Below are 22,018 nucleotides of genomic sequence, written 5' to 3'. Positions count from 1 at the left end.
TTCCCATCCTTCCTATTCACTTGCAACAAGTTCTTCTCCGGCGTCTAAACGAACCGAAACAAGTTTAGATACCCCTGATTCTTGCATTGTTACACCGTACAACACATCAGACTCTTCCATTGTACCTTTTCTATGTGTAATTACAATAAACTGCGTCTCATTACTGAATTTCTTTAAATACTGTGCAAAACGAGCTACATTCGCCTCATCAAGGGCTGCCTCTACCTCATCTAGTACACAGAATGGTACTGGGCGTACTTTTAAAATACCAAATAAAAGCGCAATTGCTGTTAAAGCACGCTCTCCACCTGAAAGTAAACCTAAGTTCTGCAGTTTCTTCCCTGGCGGTTGTGCTACAATATCAATACCCGTATTTAGTAAATCCTCTGGATTAGTCATTACTAAATCCGCTCTACCGCCTCCAAATAATTCAGAGAATACCGATTGAAACTCCATTCTAATGCCTTCAAACGTAGTAGAAAAGCGTTTTTTCATTTCTTCATCCATTTCGGTAATAAGCTGGTGCAATGTCGCTTTCGCTTCTTCTAGGTCGTCTCTCTGCTCTAGTAAGAATGTATGACGCTCCGCTACACGTTCATATTCATCAATTGCCCCTAGGTTCACTGTACCTAACTCTTCTATAGATAATTTGATTAATTTTACTTTCTTACGCGCATCTTCTGCAGGCATTGTCATTGTATATTTTAGTTTTGCCGCTTCAAATGAAATCGTATATGTTTCACGTAAATGTTGTAATCTATTTTCCAACTCTACATCAAGTCGATTTATTCTCACTTCTTGATCTTTCAACATTTCAAGAATATATTTATGTTTACCTGTCGTTTCTTTCAAATTGCGCTCTAAATGTTCTACCCTCTCTTGCAACGATACACGTTGTTCACGACGAGAGCGAATTAATTCTGAAGTTTGATTACGATCATATGCTTTCTTCTCAATCATATTCGTAATTTGCTCTTCACCACTTGAATTAGATGTCATTTCTTGTTTTAAGAACGCTAAATCCTCTTTCGTTTTTACAAGTGTCGCATCCGTTTCTTCTTTTTCCTTCGTCAATCGTTCAACTTTTTCTTTTTGATTAAATAAGCGTTGTTGCTTTTCAGCTACCAGAACTTTTAACTCCGTCATTTCTTTTTGAACTTTTTCTTTCGAAGAATGTTGCTCACTTTTTTGTTTTGTTAAAGCTACAATTTTACTATCTAACTTAGTGATATCAGCTTGAAGATTCGTTAAAATCCCTTCTAACTCCTCTTTACGCCCTTGCATTTTTACTCGATCTTGTAAAAACCCTTCAATCTCTAAATCATAAATAGACAATCGATCATTAATACGATGTTCTTCTAATTCTAGACGATTAATCTCTTCTCTTAATTTCTGCTCATCTACACGATCTACTTCTACAGTTTGCCTTAGTTCGCGTATTTTCACTTCTTTTTCTTGAATCTCTTGTTTTACTGCTTTAACAAAGTTTTCTAACTTCATTGTTTTTTCTTCCATATCAGTTAACTTGCGAGTCCACTCTTCCAGTTCACGTTGGCGTCCTAATAAAGAAGATTTCGCTTGCTTTACCGCCCCACCAGTCATAGAACCGCCAGGATTCACTACATCACCTTCGATTGTTACAATGCGATAACGGTATTGCAGTTGTTTCGCCAACTCATTTGCTCCGCGTAAATCTTTCGCAACAATAACCGTACCTAATAAATTTGAAACTACATTTTCATATTTATTGTTGTACTGCACAAGTTCTGCCGCCACACCTACAAACGATGGGTGTTGATTTGCAATGCGTAATTGCTCAAATGATAAAGACCTGCTTTTAATAACAGCTTGCGGTAAAAACGTTGCACGTCCATGTTTATTTTGCTTTAAAAATGCTATCGCATTACGAGCATGCTCCTCTGTTTGTACAACAATGTGCTGCATCGCTGCACCTAGAGCAATTTCCATTGCAACTTCGTATTCTTTCGGTACCGTTAACAGTTCCGCAACAGCACCCTCGATACCTTGCAACCTATTTTCTCTAGCTTTCAATACTTCACGTACACCTTGATAGAATCCAGAATAATCTTCTTGCATCTCTTCAAGCATTTCTTTTCGAGAACGTGCCTGTTGCACAAATTGATATGCTTGATACAGTTTTGTTTCATTTTCACTATACTGCGTCTTACATTTCCCAAGCGCCGCCTCTGTCTTCTGTATGTTTGAGAGAATGCCAGCTACTTTTTCTTTCGCTTGTTCGTAACTTTCTACAAGTTTCGTCTTTTTCGCTGTAATTTCCATACGCATTTCTACATATTTCGCATTCTCTTCATCTAGACGCTCGTTTTTAGACGTTTGCTGTTTAGATTGTTCTTCAATCATAGATAATTCATTACGATGACTAGCTTGTTGATTTAAAAGCTCAATATAGTCACCTTTTAAATTCTCAATCTGTTCCTCTAAATTGTCAGCAAAAGTAGCAAGCAGTTGCTCATTATCATGCAATTTTTGCTCCAACTCTTTTACTTCATTCACAAATTGCATTAAAGCTTCTGTACTTGACTCAATCTCACCATCGTAACTTTTAGCTTTCTCTGTTAATTCAACAATTAACTGCTCAAGTTGCGCACAATGCGTCGTAGCATTTTGCTTTCTCTCTTTTAACAACTCACGCTGCCCTTCAAGTTTTTCTAGCTCTTTACTAGAAAGAAGAAGTACTTCTTGCAACGAGTCTACAGACTCATCTACCGCTTGTAATTGTCCTCGTAATTCCTCAAGCTCTTCTTCACTTTTTTGTAAATTCGTTGACATTTTAGCTTCTTCGTTTTTATTATGCCCAAACTGATTTCGAAGCGCTTCCCATTTCTCGTGCAATTCTTCAATTTCATGGACAATAAGCGCGGCTTCTACTTTCTCTAATTCTTCTTTATTCTCAAGATAATCTTTCGCAATAGAAGCTTGTCTTTCTAAAGGTTCTACTTGACTACTTAATTCATGAATTATATCTTGTACACGATTTAAGTTTTCTTGTGTTTCTGCTAATTTCCCTTCAGCTTTCTTTTTGCGAAGTTTGTATTTTAGTACGCCTGCCGCTTCTTCAAATACACCTCGACGCTCTTCTGACTTACTACTTAAAATCTCTTCCACTTTCCCCTGGCTAATAATTGAAAAAGCTTCTCTTCCCATACCAGAGTCCATAAATAAATCGATAATATCTTTCAATCTACATGATTGTTTATTAATATAAAAATCACTATCACCTGAACGAGATACACGACGTGTTACACACACCTCATTGTATTCAATTGGTAAACGTTGATCTTCATTATTTAAAGTTATTGTTACTTCAGCAACATTAACCGCTCTCCTCGTATCACTGCCTGCAAAAATAATATCCTCCATCTTTGCACCACGTAATGATTTTGCAGATTGTTCACCAAGTACCCAGCGAATTGCATCAGTAATATTACTTTTCCCGCTTCCATTAGGTCCTACTACAGAAGTTACACCTGGGACAAAATCAACAGATACACGCTCAGCAAAAGACTTAAACCCTGCTATTTCTAATCTTTTTAAAAACACGAAAGGCCTTCCTCCTATTCTCCGTCGTTATAAATGTTCTCTATACAAAAACAAGTATTATACGGATTTACCTTCTTTTTCATTATAAACAAAAAGAAAGTTTCATTCTATGCACAAGGAATCCCCCTCATTCAAAGGGGGATTCCTTATAGTTGTTCTTTTAATTTTTTCAATGCTTCTGCAGCAGCTTGTTGCTCTGCTTCTTTTTTCGACTTACCACTACCAAGACCTAAAGCTACGTTATTTAACGTAACACGTGACACAAATTCTCGATTGTGAGCTGGTCCTTTTTCTTGCAAAATTTGATACTCAACATTGCCACTGCCATCACGCTGAATCAATTCTTGCAACTGACTCTTATAATCCATCACATGAGAAAAAGCACCCTCATTAATTTTCGGATATACAATTTCTTTTAAGAATTCCCAAACTGTTTCTAGCCCTTGATCAAGATAAAGGGCACCAATAAACGCTTCAAAGACATCCGCTAATAAAGCTGGTCGTTCACGTCCACCTGTCATTTCTTCACCTTTTCCTAATAAAACAAGGCTACCAAATGACAATTCGTTCGCAAAACGAACAAGAGATGGCTCACATACAATAGCTGCACGTAGTTTTGTTAACTCTCCTTCGCTCATTGTCGGATATTTTTGAAACAGATACTGCGATACAGTCAGTTCCAATACTGCATCTCCAAGAAATTCAAGACGCTCATTATCTTCATGCGGTTTTTTTCGATGCTCATTCACATACGATGAATGCGTAAATGCTTGAATCAATAATTTTTCATCTGTAAACGTAATACCTATCTTTTCTTGAAACACTTTAAATGCTTCACGATATTTTGTTTCGTATTTTTTTTCTCTATATTTTCGGTACGGCATAGGTCCCTCCAGATATAAGCCAGAAAGCCCCGCTAAAAAACGGGACTTCACTTAAGCATTATAGATGACTCTCTATGTAAGTCACAGCATCGCCAACAGTAGCAATCTTTTCAGCATCTTCATCAGAAATTTCCATTTCGAATTCATCTTCTAATTGCATTACAAGTTCTACTACATCTAGGGAGTCTGCTCCTAAATCTTCCTTGAAGCTTGCAGCTGGTACTACCTCAGTCTCTTCTACTCCTAAACGATCAACGATGATTTTTGTTACGCGCTCTAAAACATCTGCCATTCCATTCACCTCCCCTCAAATATTATATTAAATATTGACCAAAAAAACTAGGTGAAATCGATTCTTTTATTACATTACCATACCGCCATCAACATTTAACGTTTGACCTGTAACATATTTGCTTTGATCAGAAGCAAAAAACGTTACAGCATTCGCGATATCTTTCGCTTCACCAAATTGAGCAGCTGGAATAACTTTTAACATTTCGGCTTTAATATTCTCATCTAGTACATCCGTCATATCAGTCGCAATAAAGCCCGGCGCAATTGCATTCACTGTAATATTTCGACTTGCTAACTCTTTTGCAGATGTTTTTGTTAATCCAATAACACCCGCTTTAGCAGCAACATAGTTAGCTTGTCCTGGGTTTCCTATAACACCAACAACCGAAGCGATGTTTATAATTCTACCGTGACGTTGACGCATCATATAACGAGATACTGCTTTTGTACATAAGAATACACCTTTTAAGTTTGTATTAATAACTGTATCCCATTCTTCTTCTTTCATACGCATTAATAAATTATCTTTCGTTACACCAGCATTATTTACAAGAATATCAACTTGTCCAAATGTATCTACTGTTTGTTTCACCATATTTGTAACATCATCAGCATTTGCAACATCTGCTCTTACCGCAATTGCATCAGAACCTAATTTTTTAATTTCATCTACTACTTCATTTGCTTTTTGTTCATTACCAGCATAATTTACTACTACATTTGCCCCTTGTTTCGCTAAATCGATCGCAATCGCGCGACCAATTCCACGTGAAGCGCCAGTTACTAATGCTACCTTCCCTTTTAACATCAGTTTTCTCCTCTCAAATTTGAAATGGTATCTTTTAATGTCTCTTCATCGTATATCGCATATGCTTTTACTGATGAATCAATTGACTTCATAAGTCCAGCAAGTACTTTTCCAGGTCCAATTTCAATAAACGTATCTACTCCCTGGCTCACCATATATTCAATAGACGGGTACCATAATACAGGCGAATAAAGCTGTTCAATTAACTTTTCTTGAATGTCTGCACCACGTGTAATAACTTCCGCCGTAACATTTGCAATAACAGGAATATTCGTGTCATGAATTGTAATTTCATTTAAAACACTTTGGAACTTCTCAGCTGCCGGCTTCATAAGTGAAGAATGGAATGGCCCACTTACTTTTAGTGGAATCGCTCTCTTTGCACCATTTTCTTTCGCTCTTTGAGAAGCAACCTCTACGCCTTGCTTCGTTCCAGAAATCACAATTTGCTTGGTACTATTCATATTAGCGATTTGCACTGCATATCCTTCACTTGTTACTTCTTCTGTAACTTGTTTCAGCATATGTGGGTCAGCACCTAATATAGCTGCCATTGCGCCTTCCCCGCCCGGAACAGCTTCTTCCATATATTCGCCACGTTTCCTTACAGCATATACAGCATCTTCAAAAGTTAATGCACCAGCTGCTACAAGAGCACTATATTCACCTAAACTATGACCAGCGACAAAGTCAGGTGTAATGTCATACTCTTTCAAAGCTGTCAAAATAGCAAAACTCGTTGTTAATAATGCAGGCTGCGCATTTGTTGTTAATGTAAGCTTTTCCTGCGGTCCTTCAAAAATCACTTCTGAAAGTGAATCTTCCAACACCTCATCTGCTTTTGCAAACACTTTTGCAACCTCTTTATTATTCTCTGCTAATTGTTTACCCATTCCAACTGCCTGTGAACCTTGGCCCGGAAAAAGAAATGCTATTTTTCCCATTTCAAATCCTCCTCTTATTGGAGTGACTCTTTCTCCATTACGCTTGAAATCGTAGGAATTACTTCTTTCGCTACCATTTCTCTCGTTTGACGAATCGCACTAAATATCGACTGGTCATTAGAAGAACCATGAGCCTTAATGACAGGTGCTTTCAATCCAAATAATGCAGCTCCTCCATACTCCGAATAATCCATTTTATCTTTTAATACCATAAGTTTTGGCTTTAATACCGCCGCTGCTAATTTGCTCGTAAATGAACTCATTAACTGTTCTTTCAACATAGAGAATAGCGCAAGTGCTGTTCCCTCTAATGATTTCAACGCTACATTCCCTGTAAAACCATCACATACAACAACATCTGCTACACCTTGCAATAAATCTCTTGATTCAACGTTCCCAACGAAATTAATTGGCGCATCTTTAAGCATTGCAAATACTTGCTTTGAAAGCTCGTTTCCTTTTCCATCCTCTGTTCCAACGTTTAATAGTCCAACGCGAGGATTTTCAATTCCTCTTACCTTCTCAGCATAAACAGATCCCATTACTGCATATTGATATAAATGAATTGGTTTTGCATCAACATTTGCTCCAACATCTAACATAACAAAACCTTTTCCATCTACAGTTGGCATTGTAGGCGATAAAGCTGGTCGCTCAATTCCTTCCATACGACCGACTACAAATAATCCAGCTGCCATTAAAGCTCCCGTACTACCTGCGGATATACAAGCGTCTGCTTCTCCATCCTTTACTTGTTGTGCCGCAAGCACCATTGAAGCTTGTTTTTTTCGACGAACCGCTCTTACTGGTTCCTCCGTTGATTCTATTTTTTCGTCTGTATGAAGAATAGTAATTCGTTCATCACTCGTTAAGTATTGACGAATTTCCTCTTCTTTCCCTACTAACGTAATATGTAAATCAGAATATTCCTTAATAGCTTTCATTGCCCCTAATACTACAGCCTTTGGAGCGTGATCTCCGCCCATTGCATCTATTGCGATTTTCATAAGTTGTTACCTTCCTCACTATAATTACTAGATCGATACATTTCAAAAGTGCCTGTAAAAACAAGTTCTTCTCCAACGAAGCTACGCACTTTGACAACCGTCCGTCCTTTATCATTCTCTACATCTTCAACGCGCGCTTTTGCAACAACACGCTCTCCTAATTTTACAGGGCGAATGTATCGAATGGTAGACTTTGCAGTTAAAGCTAATTCTTCATCAATAACCGCAACAGCTAGTGAGTTTGCTTGCGCAAACAGATGATGCCCACGAGCAATTTGATTTCTTTTAAATACATGTTCTATCTTTACTTCAAAGATAGAGATTGCATGTCTATCTAATTCAATATCAATAATTTCTCCAACAACCTCTTCTAACGGTAAAGATTTCACATCTTCTTCATGTTGCTTTGTAGCTACATGTTTAATTCTCTCTCTTAATTCAGGAATAGACAATTCCATACGATCAAGTCGTACTGTTTGTATACTCACTTGAAATTTTTCCGCTAAATCTTCATCCGTAATAAAAGGATTTGATTCGATTGTTTGTTGTAATAACTCTTGTCTTTCTTTTTTACTTCTTCTTTTTTTCATACCGCACCATCCATTTTTATGACTAGGTACTAACAGTAGTATATAATCATTAAAAGTAGAATGCAACAAAAACTTTTGTTGACTCCCTTTAATCGAGCTTCTCTCCTTGGAACACACCTGTCCCATCAAGATACGTACGCAAGGCAGCATACTGATCATTATGCCAAAACGCTTCTGAATCTACTAGTATCGCCGCATCTTGCCTTGCTGTTTCTAACGCTCGATAATCATGTACCATGTCAGCAACCTTAAATTCTGGTAAGCCACTTTGCTTACTCCCAAAGAAATCTCCAGGACCTCGTAATTCTAAATCTTTTTCTGACAATACAAATCCATCATTTGTTTCAGTCATTATGCGCATTCTTTCTTTCCCTGTTTCTGATTTAGGGTCTGCTATTAATAAACAATATGATTGTTCACTACCACGGCCGACACGCCCTCTAAGCTGATGAAGCTGCGATAAACCGAAACGTTCTGCATCATAAATAACCATTACAGTCGCATTCGGTACGTTCACACCTACTTCAACAACTGTTGTCGATACAAGAATTTGTACTTTATTTTCACTAAACTGTCCCATTATCTCTTCTTTTTCCTGAGACGATAATCTCCCATGCATCAATCCAACTTGGCATTTCCCTTGGTAATGATGCGTCAGCATACTATGTAAGTCGATAGCATTTTGCACATCAAGTTTCTCAGATTCTTCAATTAAAGGACAAATAACGTATGCCTGTCTTCCTTTTTTTATCTCCTTTTCAACGAAACCGAGAACGCGATCTAACATATCATGTTTTGCCCAGTATGTTTCAATCACCTTTCTACCTGCTGGCATCTCATCGATTATCGAAACATCCATCTCTCCAAATGCAGTAATTGCAAGCGTACGCGGAATTGGTGTCGCTGTCATAAATAATACATCTGGACTTTCACCTTTCTCCCGTAAAACTCGGCGCTGCGCTACACCAAATCGATGCTGTTCATCTGTAATAACGAGACCCAACCTATGAAATATAACTTCATCTTGAATTAAGGCATGCGTTCCAACAAGAATATCTATTTCTCCTTGTTCTAACTTCGCTAAAATTTCTCGACGTCTCGCCCCTTTAACAGAACTTGTTAACAGTTCCACCTTCATACCAAAATGCGAAAACGTTTCAGCAAGCGACTGATAATGTTGCTCAGCTAAAATTTCTGTAGGAACCATTAAAGCACCTTGATAATGGGCTAATTTCGATGCATAAAGGCCAATCGCAGCAACAACTGTTTTCCCAGAACCAACGTCACCTTGCAATAGTCGGTTCATCCGATAAGGAGATGTCATATCTTTCAAAATTTCATCTACAACTCGGCGCTGCGCACCCGTTAATGGAAACGGCAGTGCATCGATAAATTCTTGTAATTCTACTGACGGAATCTCTTTCTTCGTCCCTTTTGAATTTTCCCTCTCCATTTTCCGGAGCGTTTGCATTTTCAGCTGAAATAAGAAAAATTCTTCATATACAAAACGGCGACGCGCTTGCTTCAAATCTTCCTGTCCTACCGGAAAATGCAATGCCCTGAGCGCTTCATATCTTGGTAATAATTTATATCGCCCTAACAAACCATCCGGTAACACTTCGACTATAGAATCTCCATATTCCTTTAACGCTTGAGCAATAAAACGACGCATCTGTTTTACTGTAAGTTTCCCCTTTACTGAATAAACAGGTTCCACTTCTTGTTGACGTACAACCGGTCCAAAATGAAGTTCTGATACAGCAATTGTTTGACGATGTTGATCCCATTTACCAGTAATCGTTATCGTTTCATCTAACTTTAATTTTTGCTTATAGTAAGGCCTATTAAAACATACCGCCGTAATTAAATAACGACCGACGAGAACACGAACTGTTAAACGCGATTTCTTCTTACCATAATATTGCAGCAAAGGAGCACTATGAACCTTCCCTTCAACCGTTACACGTTCATCATGCTTTACTTCAGCAAGATCTTTCATCGCATAATCTTCATAACGGTACGGAAAATGTTCTAATAGATGAGAAACTGTATAAATACCCATCTCATGTAGTAACTCAGATGTTTCTCCTCCGATCCCCTTTACATCCGTAACAGGAACTTGTACAACATCATTCAAGATTCTCACACCCCGTCACATTATTTTCTTTATTGCATTTTATTTGAGTACCAATTAGCATCTGTAATCGCTCTCTTTCACCTTATATATTCTATCATAGGCATTCTAAGAGAAACTACTCAAATCCCTTATATAAAACAAGTAAAAAAGAGCCTCACTATTAGCAGCAAGGCTCTTTTCTCTCTTCAATATGCTAGCCTTTTGAATAAAAACTAGTAATAAACTTCATATTACTACTTCTTATCCATTAGCAAGTAAGTAATCCATTTATTTTCAAAACGAATCTTATCTTATTCTACAGAGAAGATGAAAGAATACACCGGTTGGTTTCCAGCATGTACTTCTACTTCTGCATCTTCAAATTTCTCTTCTACAAATTCAACTAACTCCGCTACTTCTTCGTCAGTTGCATCTTCCCCTTGTAGAATCGTTACGATTTCAGAATCTTCATCAATAAGCGCTTCTAGTAATTGCTTCGCAGCTCCTACTTTTTCAGCATTTGTAGATACAATTTTCCCATCTGCAATACACATGAAATCATCTTTTTGAATTGCTACACCATCAATTTCCGTATCACGTACAGCATACGTAATTTGACCTGTTTTCACATGAGATAAAGCTTCTTGCATGTTTTCTTCATTCTCTTCTAACGTTCCAACTGGGTTAAATGCTAACATTGCTGCCATACCTTGAGGAACTGTTTTCGAACGAACAACAATAACTTCTTGATCTACAACTGATGCCGCTTGTTCTGCTGCCATTACAATATTTCCGTTATTCGGTAAAATAATGATTTTTTCAGCATTTGCTTCTTCAATTGCCTTCACGATATCCTCCGTACTTGGATTCATCGTTTGACCACCTTCGATAACTTTCGTTGCGCCGATGCTCTCAAATAAAGTTTTAATACCAGAACCCATAGCTACAGTTACGATACCATATGGTTGTTTTTCCTTCGATTGAGCTGGTTGCTCAGGAACCATAGTAGGTTCATCTAACAAAGCAGTATGCTGTTCACGCATATTTTCTACTTTAATCTTAATTAAACTACCGTATTTTTGCCCGTAGTTCATAGCGTCTCCAGGATGTTCTGCATGGATATGAACCTTTACAATTTCATCATCAGACACAACTAGTAGAGAATCACCATATACACTAATATCTTCACGGAATTTTTGTTCAGAGAAATTATGCTCTTTCACCTTTTCAGCCTCTAATTTCACCATGAACTCCGTACAATATCCATACTTAATATCTTCTGTACTCAATTGGCTTTGTACACTACGGTGATGTTCTGCGCGTACCATTTCATTCATAGATGGTTGCGTCGGTGCATCAGAAGAAATCGTTTCTCCTTTTAAGTCAGCTAAAAATCCTTCGTATACCACTACAAGACCTTTACCACCGCTATCTACAACGCCAACTTGTTTTAATACAGGTAATAAATCTGGCGTACGATTTAACGATGCGTTTGCTTCTTTCACAACGTCTTCCATAAACAAAACAAAGTCGCGCTGTTTTTTCGCAACTGTTACTGCATATTTACCCGTTTCTCTTGCAACCGTTAAAATCGTTCCTTCAATCGGTTTCATAACCGCTTTATAAGCCGCCTCTACTCCAGCTTCTAGTGCTGCAGCAAAATCAACTGTTGTTAATTCTTCTTTTTGTTCAATGGATTTAGAGAAACCACGGAACAACTGAGATAAAATAACTCCAGAGTTACCACGAGCTCCCATTAATAATCCTTTGGCTAAACTTACGCCGACTTTACCAGCATGCTGTGAAGGATTTGCTTTCACTTCACGCGCACCTGAAGTCATAGATAAGTTCATGTTTGTACCGGTATCGCCATCTGGAACTGGAAATACGTTTAATGCATCAACAAGCTGAACATTATTTGTTAAATTATTCGCTCCTTGCATGATCATTTGTGATAAACGTTTTCCATCAATTTTTTGAATTGACACAGATTTTCCTCCTTAATGCACATTACAAGTTTATTACTTTAACTCCTTGTACGTAGATGTTTACAGAATCTACTGCTAGTCCTACAGTTTGATCTAATGTATATTTCACTTTCGTCTGCACATTATGTGCCACTTCTGAAATTTTCGTACCATAGCTCACAATAATATACATATCAATATGTACTTCATCTTCATCTTTACGAACAATAACACCTCTAGTGAAGTTTTCTTTTCGTAAAATGTCTGTTAATCCATCTTTTAACTGATTTTTTGATGCCATACCTACGATACCGTAGCAATCTACCGCGGCACCTCCAGCAATTGTTGCAATTACATCTGTACTAATATCAATTTGACCGTACTTCGTTTTAATTTCAATTGACATCTCGTTTCCCCCTTCATAAATGGTGAAAGTGAGCTAGACTACTTTAGTTACTATCATATAATCTTTTTAAAGAAAATTCCATCGTTCTTTCTTTTCACTCTCATATTTTATGTTTTAAATTACACTTTTTTATGATGAGCAAAATAGTCCATTGTTATTATACAACATGTACCACTATAATATGTCAAGCAATTTTTATGGATTTCAACTTTTCTTCATTGACATATAGTGTCAAGTAAATTTTCTTGATTTCTTTTTTCTACGGTGTTGCATTCTCTTTTTAGTTGTGTTAAATTATAGTAGTGTTTTTAGCATCGCATAAAAGACTAACATTGAAAAATTACGTATGGTAAGGTATCAAGGGAGGGAAATATAAATGGCTCGTGTTTGTGCTATTACTGGAAGAAAAGCTCGTTCTGGTAACTCTCGTTCTCACGCAATGAACGCTACAAAACGTAAGTGGGGCGCTAACCTTCAAAAAGTTCGCGTACGCATCGACGGAAAAGTTCAACGTGTTTACGTTTCTGCTAGAGCATTAAAATCTGGCAAAATCGAACGTGTTTAATAATAAAAAAAAGAGCCGATAGGCTCTTTTTTTACTATAACAATGGAAAAAGCACCGGTGATAGGTGCTTTTTTTAATCTTTTTTGAAGGTATTTAACATTGCACGAACAATTCCACCAAGAAATTTAGGTAACTTAATTGTATAAAATCTCATGGTTTCCCTCCTAATCCCCATTACTCCACTTGGTCACTATATGATGTAAGGAGCAAAATTGTTTCTTCAATCAGTGCTTCTTATCAACATTAATATGCCAGAAGTAAATGAAAAAGTACCTTTTTCCTTAACGAGTTCGTTACTAATACAAAGTGTTGATCCCCACTCTATTGTTTTATTAGTAAGAGGGTACTTAAAACCAAACAATGTAATCCCTTCCACTATTTCAGTAACTGGTACAAAAGATACATAAGGAAAATTTTTATTTTCTTCAATTATATGTGTACCCATTTTTTTAACTGTTATTTCATTTTTATTGTCCACAATACACATTTCTATCTCTACTTCTAACCCTTTTAAAAGCATCTGTATATTTGCCAAACCGTGATCAAGCCTTCCACCAGTAGCACCAAAAATACGAATTAGTGCCGGCTTCTGTTCTAATGCCCAGTTGATTGCAATTTCTAAATCCGTTTGATCTTTTTCCCGCGGAACAATATGTAATTCGTTCGTTTGCTGTCCCATCCATACTAATTCTTCTTCAGTAACTGAATCGTAATCTCCAAACGCAACAGCCGGGGTAATCCCTTTCTTTAATAGACGGTATACTCCCCTATCAACCGCTGCCCACACTACTTCCTCATTCTCGTATCGAGCAAAATCTGCGCAATATTCCGAAGGTCCTCCTGCCAAAATATGAATAATCATTTTTTCTTCTCCTTCCATTGTAAAAAGGCAATCTGCCATTCGGTAGATTGCCTTTTTACATATTTTTATCCTATCCTATAAATGCCTTACTAGGATAAAAGTTCATCACTACCCACGAATTACGCGAATTGCTTCACCGCGGTCTTTTTGATTGTATACTGCTGACCCAGCTACAAGTACATTTGCTCCTGCTTCCACACAAAGTCTTGCTGTTTCAGCATTTACACCACCATCAACTTCAATTTCCACTTCTAGATTGCGCTCTTTCACCATGTCTGCAACTTGTTTAATTTTCGGTAATACAGAATGGATAAACTTCTGTCCACCAAATCCAGGGTTTACTGTCATAAGTAATACCATATCTATATCTTCTAATACATGCTCAATCACTGAAACTGGCGTATGTGGATTTAATACAACGCCCGCTTTAATACCATGAGATTTAATTAACTGAATTGTACGATGTAGATGTGGACACGCCTCTACGTGAACAGTAATAATATCCGCTCCCGCTTGTGCGAAAGTCGGGATATAGTTATCAGGATTTTCAATCATTAAATGTACATCTAATGGTAATGATGTAATCGGACGGATTGCTTCTACAATTAACGGTCCAATCGTAATATTTGGTACGAAATGTCCATCCATTACGTCAACGTGAATGTAATCCGCTCCGCCCTTTTCTACATCTTTAATCTCTTCCCCTAATTTTGAAAAATCTGCTGATAAAATCGATGGTGCAATTTTAATCATAACTAATACCTCGGCTTTCTCTCTCTAATTTCTTCTACGAATTGTTTATAGTTCTTATAGCGATATTCTGTAATCTTCCCTTCTTCAACCGCAGCTTTCACCGCACATTTCGGTTCAGAAAGATGTGTACACCCTCTAAATTTACAGTATTGGCTCGCTTCTTTCAACTCTGGAAAACAATATGTAAGATCTTCTACTTCTATATCAATGAAATCTAGTGAACTAAAACCCGGTGTATCTGCTACTAGTCCACTCCCAATTGCAATTAATTCTACGTGTCTTGTCGTATGCTTCCCGCGTCCTAAATGGGAAGAAATATCATTTGTTTTCAGCTCTAATTCTGGACGTAGCACATTAAGCATTGAAGATTTCCCAACACCAGATTGGCCCGCAACGACAGAAACACAATTTTCTAAGTATGGTTTTAATATATCAATACTTTCTGACGTATTAATAGAAGTAAATAAAACATCATAACCCATCTCACGATAATCATTCGCATAAGCTTCAACAGTTGCTTTCATCTTTTCATCTACTAAATCCATCTTGCTAATACAAATAATTGGCTTAATGTTATGATATTCAATCAGCACTAAAAATCGATCTAACAGTCCAGGATTAAAATCTGGTTCTACTGCAGAGAACACAAGGATCGCTTGATCGACATTAGCAATAGGAGGTCTAACAAGTTCATTTTTTCGATCAAACACTTCAAGCACATAACCTTCAGTTGGATTATCTGCCTGAAAAACAACTTGGTCTCCTACAAGTGGTGTAATTTTATTTTTTCTAAATACACCTCGCCCACGACATTGCGTAACCCCTTCTTCATGCTGCACGTAATAAAACCCACTTAAAGCTTTTATAATTTTTCCTTCTGGCATAGAATTCTCCTTTTTTGTATAAGGTGATGCTGAATTTAAAAATGAATGGATTTAAATTTTCCAAATAACGATTTCAAAACCTACCATATATACTTTCGCTAATATACATTGAATTTCCCATTAAATGCAAAAAAATATTTACAGCTGCATCACTTTACTAGCTTTTTGAATCATATATTTTTGCCTGCTATACCGTCCACTTTGTAGACAGCATAACAGGCAATAATAATAAGTAGACTTTCACTATTATTGAGTTGGATATGGTACTTCTTTATCAATAATCGTTACTCCATCCCGTACAATTTTATAGTGTCCCTTTGAACCTTCTTGAATTACAAATTCTAAAGAAATAGTCGCTGATTCAGTAATTGTTCTCGTTTCAACCGGTCTATCCATTTTTTGCTGCATGTCTTCTTTATAAATTTCTATTGTTTGCGGCTTTTTTTCACCTGTTACAGCAGGCTCATATGGGATAGAGATATTGTCCACTTTTACCGTTTTAGTCACTTTAGGCTTTTGACCATCAGAGATAATAATAGTTACTTTATCTCCCTCTTTTAATGGTGTACCTGGTTTTGGAAATTGCGAAATTACAAGTCCTTTTTCGACTGTATCTGAATACTCTCGTTTTATATCTGACGTTAGTTTTCTCTCATTCAAATAACCAGTTACACTATTTTCAGTCCACCCCGAAAAGTCACCTGGTCTAATTTGATAAGGCCCTTTACTTACCCAGATTTTCAGTTCTTGCTCCGCTTCTATAACCATCTGATCAGGCGTCGGAATTTGTTCTACAATTTCACCTTTCGGCTTATCATTTTCAATATAATTTACCGTAACTTGTTTATATTTTTCTTCTAACTCAGCTTTTACACTCTCAAAGTTTTGACCTGTGAAATTTGCCATCTTACTTTTCTTTTTTCCACCTGATTGATAGATAGTAATTTTAGCGTTTTCTTTTACGACTCTTCCTGCTACAGGGTCCGTTTTTATTACATCCCCAACTTCAACATCATCTGTATATACAATATTAGGCTCCGTCACCTCAAAGCCCTTTTCTACTAATGTATTTACAGCTGTCGTGTATTTCATACCAGCCACATCAGGAACTTTCACATCTTTCGGAATAAATAATCCTGGAATAACCGTAAGTGCTAATGTTATTCCTATTGCTAAAAATAAAAATGTTGAAATTAAAACTTTAAGCCACTTGTTACTCCGTTTTTTCTTCTTATCTAACTCAGCTGCTTCTGCTCTTATCGGTTCTTCCACCTTACTCCCTTTTAAAACAATCGTTTCATCACTTACATTTTCAAATAATTGTTCTTGTTGAATAATCGGAATCGCTTTCGTCGCTTCCATATCTTCCGGTATGTAAAATGGTTGCTCATTTATCCTCTCTGGATATAGCGCAGTTTCAATATCTCGCTTCATCGCATTGGCAGATTGATATCGGTGAAACGGATCTTTTGCAGTTGCCTTTAATATAATATTTTCAACACTTTGCGGAATATTTTCATTCCATCTTTTTGGTGATGGGATTTCACTTTGTAAATGTTTTAAAGCTATAGCAACAGCAGATTCGCCAGAAAACGGTTGTCTTCCTGTTAACAATTCAAACATAACTATTCCAAGAGAATAGATATCTGATTGTTTATTTGCTATCCCGCCACGTGCCTGTTCTGGTGATAAATAATGGACTGAACCGAGCACTGAATTTGTATGTGTAATTGTTGTTGCACTTGTAGCTGTCGCAATTCCAAAATCTGTTACTTTTATTATTCCATCAGCTCGAATTAAAATATTGTGCGGCTTTATATCACGATGCACAATTTCAAAATGATGGGCATGTGCCATAGCGGATGTTAACTGCTCCATAATATCAAGAGCTTCTCCTATAGGTAACATCCCTCGCTCAATTATGTATTGCTTCAATGTTTGCCCTGGTACATATTCCATGACAAGATAGTATATACCATATTCTTCTCCGACATCATACATATTCACAATATTTGGATGCGACAACGTTGTAACAGACTGCGCTTCTCGATGGAAACGTTTAATAAACTCTTCGTTATTTGAGTAGTCGAGTCTTAATATTTTTACCGCTACATCTCGGCCAAGTATATCATCATGAGCTAAATATACATTGGCCATTCCGCCACCACCAATCATTTTCAGCAGCTTATAACGGTCATTTAAGCGTTTTCCAATCAGCACGTTGCACTTCACCTACTTTCGTTTGTCGAACCCGCATAATCAATAAGAACAAGTGTGATATTATCTTCTCCACCGCGATCATTTGCCAATTGAATGAGACACTGCCCTTTACCTTCAAGCTGTTCATTTAACTGTAAAATTTGTCGCATATCATCAATAGAAACTTTGTTTGATAACCCATCAGAGCAAAGAAGTAATTGATCATCTTCCTCAATCACCAACGTTTTAACATCTAACCCAACTTTTTCTTCTGTTCCTAATGCTCTTAATAACACATTCTTTTTCGGATGATACTCTGCGTCTTCCTTTGAAATTTCACCATGTTTCACAAGCTCATTTACAAGTGAATGATCTTCCGTTACTAGCGTCATTTCTCCTTCTGATACCATATAGCAACGACTATCTCCTATATGCCCTATTGTCACAAAGCTTGGTGTACAAACAGCTATTATAAGCGTTGTTCCCATACCATTACATTCTACATTTTGCTGAGCGTATTCATATATACGCTCATTAATAATCCCAACACTAGTATGTAACCATTGTTCTACTTTTTTCGGCTCATTCATATTATGTGTTTGCTTCCAATAATCATGGAATAATTGAATGGCCATCGAGCTAGCTACATCACCAGCTCGATGACCTCCCATTCCATCTGCTACTACCGCTAATACATTTCCATCTAAATTGTGAAAAACTCCTGCACTATCTTCATTATGTTGACGAACTTTTCCTTTATCCGATAGAAATACGGCTTTCATCTCGTCACCTCGTCTCTTCTTTGCGCTCCTTCGCACGCAACTGACCGCAGGCTGCATCAATATCATGACCTTGTTCACGGCGAATCGTTACATTCACTCCACGATCTTTTAACGTTTTCTCGAACAAGAAAATTTGTTCACGTGGCGTACGTACATAATCACGTTCAGGTACGTAGTTTACCGGAATCAAGTTCACATGACATTTTACACCTTTTAAGAGCGCAGCAAGCTCTTCAGCATGCTCTACTTGGTCATTTTCTCCTCCAAATAATCCATATTCAAAAGTAATACGACGCCCTGTTCTATTTACATAGTATTTAATAGCTTCCATTAAATCTGGTAATTTATAAGCACGGTTAATCGGCATTAATTTTGAACGTAATTCTGAGTTTGGAGCATGCAATGAAATCGCAAAATTAATTTGTAGATCTTCTTCAGCAAACTTATAAATTTTCGGGATAATTCCACTCGTCGAAACAGTCATATGTCTCGCACCAATATGAAGTCCTTTTTCATGGTTAATGATGCGTAAGAATCCCATTAAATTATCATAGTTATCAAATGGCTCTCCAATCCCCATAACAACAAGAGAACTTACACGTTCTTCTGTTTCATCAAGCGCACGCTGAACTTCTACTACTTGCGCTACGATTTCTCCAGCTTCTAGGTTTCGCTTTAATCCACCAAGTGTCGAAGCACAGAACGTACACCCAATACGACAACCAACTTGCGTTGTTACACAAATGGAATTTCCATATTCGTGTCGCATTAATACCGTTTCAATAGAATATCCGTCATATAATTGGAATAAGAATTTAATTGTTCCATCCGAAGACGTTTGTTTTACTAACGTGTTTAAAGTAGTAATATCAAAGGAATTCGACAATTTATCACGCAATCCTTTAGAAAGGTTTGACATATCCTCATAATTTTTTACACGTTTTTTATATAACCAATCAAAAATTTGTCCAGCACGAAACTTCGGTTCTCCTTGTTCCTTTAACCAATCTTGCATTTCATGAAGTTGTAAAGAGTAAATTGATGGTTTCTTCGTTTCTAAATTTTTCTTTTGTTTTCTTACAGTCGTTTCCATGATGCTACACCTTCTTCCTTAAACAAGCAATATAAAAGCCATCCGTCGCAAAATAATGCGGTAAAATTTGCACTTGACCTTCATCAATATACGGAGTTAATTTTTCTGGCATACGCTCTTTAAGCGTAGTATCCCATTCAAATTCAGGATGTTCTTGTAAAAATTTCTCTATTACTTGTTCATTTTCTATTTTCTCAATTGTGCACGTACTATAAACAAGACGACCGCCTTGTTTTAATAATGGTGCTATTTTTTCTAGTATTGCAATTTGAATCGTCGATAATCTTTCACTATCGCCTTTATCTTTTCCTAACTTAATATCAGGTTTACGTCTAATTACACCAAATCCAGAACACGGTGCATCTACCAATATTTTATCAAACGTTTCATTTGCAAAGTGCTCTTGCACTTTTCTAGCATCTAGCGCTTTAGTTTCGACATTTTCTAGACCAAGTCGCTCTGCTTGCTGTTTAATTAAACGTACTTTGTGTGCATGTAAATCAAGGGACATGACCTTACCAGTTCCCTTTAATCGTTCCGCGATATGCGTTGTTTTTCCGCCTGGAGCAGCACAACTATCAAGAACTGCATCTCCCGCATTCGGTTCTAAAGCGCGTGCTACAAGCATAGAACTTTCATCTTGAATAGAAAGAAATCCTTTTTTAAACGCTTCTGTATGCGCTACATTTCCTCTTTCAATCTGAATAGCATCATCTGATAAGTCACCACGTTTTGCTTCTATACCTTCACTTGCCAACAACTCAATCGCTTCTTCTGCCGTTACCTTATCAACATTCACACGCGCTGTTGGTACAGGGGGTAACATGTTTACTTCGCACATTTTTTCTGCAGTTTCTAAACCGTATTCTGAAGTCCACTCTTGGACAAGCCAAACTGGATGACTTGTTGTAATTGCAAGACGTTCTACTGGATCCTTGATTTCATCTACAGAAGGTACACCTTCTCTCTGAATCGAACGTAATACACCGTTCACCATACCAGCAATTCCTTTATGCCCGCGACGCTTTGCAATCTCAACCGCTTCATGAATAGCCGCTCTTTCTGGCACTCGGTCTAAATAAATCATTTGATATAAAGATAAGCGAAGCAATACTCTTACCCACGCCTCAACCTTCTTTTTTAAAAAAGGCTGTAAATAATAATCTAATGTGTCACGACGTTGAATCGTTCCATATACAATTTCAGTTAATAAACCAATATCTTTTCTATCAATTGCACTTTTTTCAATTAGATTATTTAAAAGTAAGTTGCTATATGCACCACTTTTTTCCACTTGAATTAAACCATCAAGAGCTAATTCACGAACATTTTGTCTCATGCATTTTCTCCTAACTTCGTTCCAATTTCAGGTTTTGTTCCACGTAAAAATTGTGAACAACTCATACGCTTTTTACCAGATGGTTGCAATTCAGTAATTTTAACACCTGTTTCATTACTCGTTGCTACAACAAAACCATCTTCTTCGATTGCAACAATCGTACCTGCTTCAGCCGGTTCAGTTATAGGCACTTTTTCTCCCCACCATACTTTAACAACTTGTCCTGCTAAAGTTGTATAAGCAACTGGCCATGGATTCAATCCGCGAATGTGATTGTATACTTCTTCACCTGTTTTTGTCCAATCAATTTTCTCTTGCTCACGTTTTATATTGTACGCAAACGTTACTTCTTCTTCGTTTTGTTTAATCGGTTCTAACTTACCTTGGATTAATAAAGGTACTGTTTTAGATAGAAGGTGTGCTCCTGCTTCACTTAATTTATCAAATAATGAGCCTGTCGTTTCACGCTCTTCAATTTCAACTTCCACTTGCGTTAAGATATCACCAGCATCCAATTTTTCTACCATATACATAATTGTAATACCTGTTTTTTCTTTACCTTCCATAATTGCATAATGAATTGGTGCACCACCACGAAGTTCAGGAAGTAAAGAAGCGTGAACATTAATACATCCATACTTCGGTGCTTCTAAAATTTCATTTGGTACAATCTGCCCAAATGCAGCTGTTACAATTAAATCTGGCTCTAATGCCAATACTTTTTCATATTCATCTTTTTTACGAATTTTTAACGGCTGTAACACAGGGATACCATGTTTTTCCGCTTCAACTTTAACAGGTGTAGGTGTTAATACTTTTTTTCTACCTACTGGACGATCAGGTTGCGTCACAACACCTACTACCTCATAGCCATCTTCAATAAGACGACGAAGCACCGGCACTGAAAAGTCCGGTGTTCCCATAAACACTACTTTTATCATTT

General features: G+C 37.2%; 20 protein-coding genes. 1 reads left to right on the top strand and 19 read right to left on the bottom strand.

The features are described 5' to 3' along the window. Positions 1–12: 12 nt before the first annotated feature. The 10 genes from smc to DN404_RS15185 form a co-directional block, all read right to left on the bottom strand. Positions 13–3,582: a chromosome segregation protein SMC gene (gene smc / locus DN404_RS15230; protein ID WP_000478974.1), complete on the bottom strand. Its 3,570-nt coding sequence runs from the start codon at positions 3,580–3,582 to the stop codon at positions 13–15. A 146-nt stretch (positions 3,583–3,728) separates the two neighbouring features. Beyond that, on the bottom strand, positions 3,729–4,466 hold the full coding sequence (gene rncS, locus DN404_RS15225; protein WP_001146875.1) for a ribonuclease III: 738 nt from the start codon (positions 4,464–4,466) through the stop codon (positions 3,729–3,731). A gap of 58 nt (positions 4,467–4,524) precedes the next feature. Then, positions 4,525–4,758, bottom strand: a complete 234-nt coding sequence (acpP, locus tag DN404_RS15220; RefSeq protein WP_000786062.1) for an acyl carrier protein — start codon at positions 4,756–4,758, stop codon at positions 4,525–4,527. Between the two features lie 69 nt (positions 4,759–4,827). Then, a complete protein-coding gene (gene fabG, locus DN404_RS15215; RefSeq protein ID WP_000911773.1) occupies positions 4,828–5,568 on the bottom strand; it encodes a 3-oxoacyl-[acyl-carrier-protein] reductase in 741 nt (246 codons plus the stop codon). Continuing rightward, positions 5,568–6,512: an ACP S-malonyltransferase gene (gene fabD / locus DN404_RS15210; protein ID WP_000515900.1), complete on the bottom strand. Its 945-nt coding sequence runs from the start codon at positions 6,510–6,512 to the stop codon at positions 5,568–5,570. Before fabD ends, fabG begins: the two co-directional genes overlap by 1 nt. A 14-nt stretch (positions 6,513–6,526) precedes the next feature. After that, entirely contained in the window at positions 6,527–7,519 is a 993-nt protein-coding gene (gene plsX / locus DN404_RS15205; RefSeq protein WP_000684100.1) for a phosphate acyltransferase PlsX, read from the bottom strand. Then, entirely contained in the window at positions 7,516–8,109 is a 594-nt protein-coding gene (fapR, locus tag DN404_RS15200) for a transcription factor FapR (protein ID WP_000747348.1), read from the bottom strand. Before fapR ends, plsX begins: the two co-directional genes overlap by 4 nt. A gap of 88 nt (positions 8,110–8,197) precedes the next feature. After that, positions 8,198–10,246, bottom strand: a complete 2,049-nt coding sequence (gene recG / locus DN404_RS15195; protein ID WP_006928337.1) for an ATP-dependent DNA helicase RecG — start codon at positions 10,244–10,246, stop codon at positions 8,198–8,200. A 290-nt stretch (positions 10,247–10,536) separates the two neighbouring features. Further along, complete coding sequence (locus DN404_RS15190) at positions 10,537–12,213, bottom strand: DAK2 domain-containing protein (RefSeq protein WP_000027129.1); 1,677 nt, start codon at positions 12,211–12,213, stop codon at positions 10,537–10,539. A 22-nt stretch (positions 12,214–12,235) separates the two neighbouring features. Further along, positions 12,236–12,598: an Asp23/Gls24 family envelope stress response protein gene (locus DN404_RS15185; protein WP_000021109.1), complete on the bottom strand. Its 363-nt coding sequence runs from the start codon at positions 12,596–12,598 to the stop codon at positions 12,236–12,238. Between the two features lie 376 nt (positions 12,599–12,974). Between DN404_RS15185 and rpmB the strand changes: the two genes are divergently transcribed. Continuing rightward, entirely contained in the window at positions 12,975–13,163 is a 189-nt protein-coding gene (gene rpmB / locus DN404_RS15180; RefSeq protein ID WP_000124776.1) for a 50S ribosomal protein L28, read from the top strand. A 73-nt stretch (positions 13,164–13,236) separates the two neighbouring features. On the opposite strand, the gene spoVM is transcribed toward rpmB, so the two are convergent. The 9 genes from spoVM to fmt form a co-directional block, all read right to left on the bottom strand. Continuing rightward, positions 13,237–13,317: a stage V sporulation protein SpoVM gene (spoVM, locus tag DN404_RS15175; protein ID WP_001213599.1), complete on the bottom strand. Its 81-nt coding sequence runs from the start codon at positions 13,315–13,317 to the stop codon at positions 13,237–13,239. A gap of 66 nt (positions 13,318–13,383) precedes the next feature. Further along, the gene (locus DN404_RS15170) at positions 13,384–14,064 is read right to left on the bottom strand and encodes a thiamine diphosphokinase (RefSeq protein ID WP_149215164.1); all 681 of its coding nucleotides are present in this window, start codon (positions 14,062–14,064) and stop codon (positions 13,384–13,386) included. Positions 14,065–14,133: 69 nt separating this feature from the next. Then, positions 14,134–14,778, bottom strand: a complete 645-nt coding sequence (gene rpe / locus DN404_RS15165) for a ribulose-phosphate 3-epimerase (protein ID WP_000589974.1) — start codon at positions 14,776–14,778, stop codon at positions 14,134–14,136. Between the two features lie 2 nt (positions 14,779–14,780). Further along, positions 14,781–15,662 (bottom strand): ribosome small subunit-dependent GTPase A, encoded by an 882-nt coding sequence (gene rsgA, locus DN404_RS15160; RefSeq protein ID WP_001113932.1) that lies wholly within the window; start codon positions 15,660–15,662, stop codon positions 14,781–14,783. Positions 15,663–15,908: 246 nt separating this feature from the next. Continuing rightward, positions 15,909–17,882 (bottom strand): Stk1 family PASTA domain-containing Ser/Thr kinase, encoded by a 1,974-nt coding sequence (gene pknB, locus DN404_RS15155; protein ID WP_149215163.1) that lies wholly within the window; start codon positions 17,880–17,882, stop codon positions 15,909–15,911. A gap of 8 nt (positions 17,883–17,890) precedes the next feature. Continuing rightward, the gene (locus DN404_RS15150; protein WP_000648707.1) at positions 17,891–18,643 is read right to left on the bottom strand and encodes a Stp1/IreP family PP2C-type Ser/Thr phosphatase; all 753 of its coding nucleotides are present in this window, start codon (positions 18,641–18,643) and stop codon (positions 17,891–17,893) included. A 4-nt stretch (positions 18,644–18,647) separates the two neighbouring features. Continuing rightward, positions 18,648–19,736 (bottom strand): dual-specificity RNA methyltransferase RlmN, encoded by a 1,089-nt coding sequence (rlmN, locus tag DN404_RS15145; protein WP_000450541.1) that lies wholly within the window; start codon positions 19,734–19,736, stop codon positions 18,648–18,650. A 4-nt stretch (positions 19,737–19,740) separates the two neighbouring features. Beyond that, entirely contained in the window at positions 19,741–21,075 is a 1,335-nt protein-coding gene (gene rsmB, locus DN404_RS15140) for a 16S rRNA (cytosine(967)-C(5))-methyltransferase RsmB (RefSeq protein ID WP_149215162.1), read from the bottom strand. Further along, entirely contained in the window at positions 21,072–22,016 is a 945-nt protein-coding gene (gene fmt / locus DN404_RS15135) for a methionyl-tRNA formyltransferase (protein WP_149215161.1), read from the bottom strand. Before fmt ends, rsmB begins: the two co-directional genes overlap by 4 nt. Positions 22,017–22,018: the final 2 nt, after the last annotated feature.

It is taken from the genome of Bacillus sp. TE8-1 (genome assembly GCF_008368855.1).
Lineage (GTDB): Bacteria > Bacillota > Bacilli > Bacillales > Bacillaceae_G > Bacillus_A > Bacillus_A cereus.
The sequence above is the reverse complement of the archived record's forward strand: the minus strand, read 5'-3'. Positions and strand labels throughout refer to the sequence as shown.

Coding starts and splice junctions, on each gene's coding strand:
- DN404_RS15185 (WP_000021109.1), bottom strand. CDS start 12,598: ATGTCAATTGAAATTAAAACGAAGTACGGTCAAATTGATATTAGTACA.
- spoVM (WP_001213599.1), bottom strand. CDS start 13,317: ATGAGATTTTATACAATTAAGTTACCTAAATTTCTTGGTGGAATTGTT.
- DN404_RS15150 (WP_000648707.1), bottom strand. CDS start 18,643: ATGAAAGCCGTATTTCTATCGGATAAAGGAAAAGTTCGTCAACATAAT.
- fabG (WP_000911773.1), bottom strand. CDS start 5,568: ATGTTAAAAGGGAAGGTAGCATTAGTAACTGGCGCTTCACGTGGAATT.
- rsgA (WP_001113932.1), bottom strand. CDS start 15,662: ATGCCAGAAGGAAAAATTATAAAAGCTTTAAGTGGGTTTTATTACGTG.
- fabD (WP_000515900.1), bottom strand. CDS start 6,512: ATGGGAAAAATAGCATTTCTTTTTCCGGGCCAAGGTTCACAGGCAGTT.
- rncS (WP_001146875.1), bottom strand. CDS start 4,466: ATGCCGTACCGAAAATATAGAGAAAAAAAATACGAAACAAAATATCGT.
- fmt (WP_149215161.1), bottom strand. CDS start 22,016: ATGATAAAAGTAGTGTTTATGGGAACACCGGACTTTTCAGTGCCGGTG.
- rlmN (WP_000450541.1), bottom strand. CDS start 19,736: ATGGAAACGACTGTAAGAAAACAAAAGAAAAATTTAGAAACGAAGAAA.
- fapR (WP_000747348.1), bottom strand. CDS start 8,109: ATGAAAAAAAGAAGAAGTAAAAAAGAAAGACAAGAGTTATTACAACAA.
- acpP (WP_000786062.1), bottom strand. CDS start 4,758: ATGGCAGATGTTTTAGAGCGCGTAACAAAAATCATCGTTGATCGTTTA.
- rpe (WP_000589974.1), bottom strand. CDS start 14,778: ATGATTAAAATTGCACCATCGATTTTATCAGCAGATTTTTCAAAATTA.
- plsX (WP_000684100.1), bottom strand. CDS start 7,519: ATGAAAATCGCAATAGATGCAATGGGCGGAGATCACGCTCCAAAGGCT.
- DN404_RS15170 (WP_149215164.1), bottom strand. CDS start 14,064: ATGGCAGATTGCCTTTTTACAATGGAAGGAGAAGAAAAAATGATTATT.
- rsmB (WP_149215162.1), bottom strand. CDS start 21,075: ATGAGACAAAATGTTCGTGAATTAGCTCTTGATGGTTTAATTCAAGTG.
- rpmB (WP_000124776.1), top strand. CDS start 12,975: ATGGCTCGTGTTTGTGCTATTACTGGAAGAAAAGCTCGTTCTGGTAAC.